Below are 379 nucleotides of genomic sequence, written 5' to 3'. Positions count from 1 at the left end.
CTTCACGCGCGGCACGTTCTTCGCGCGGCTTGCGCTCTTCGTCGCGACGACCGTTGCGGTTACGGCTCTGCTGACTCCTTCATATAAGTTATTAGCACCATGGGCCATCAACGGGACGCCTGCGATGAGGCAAAGGCTCCCCACTGAGGCGTAGCAAATTCCAGCACCTGTGGCGATTTGAAGCGCCCCCGCGACTACTCCGATTCCTTTTTTTGCGATTTCTGCTGACTGATCCAGCAAGCTACGCTGCTCTTTTTTTATCTCAGTCAGCCCCTCTGCGACTGTCTTTTTTCCCTGCTCCACGTCCTTGACAATACTACGAGCGTAATAGGCTACTTCTCGATTGAATATCGAGCGAGTCACACCATCCTGCAGATGA

At 53.8% G+C, this 379-nt stretch carries 1 protein-coding gene; it reads right to left on the bottom strand.

The window, feature by feature from the left end; translation table 11 throughout:
• On the bottom strand, positions 1-379 hold a 379-nt coding region (locus AC0L3U_RS38630; protein ID WP_473364995.1), incomplete at both ends, for a DUF4225 domain-containing protein.

The sequence above is a fragment of the Bradyrhizobium sp. Kon69 genome (genome assembly GCF_055807515.1).
Note: the sequence above shows the minus strand (reverse complement) of the source record. Positions and strands in the feature narration are given on the sequence as shown.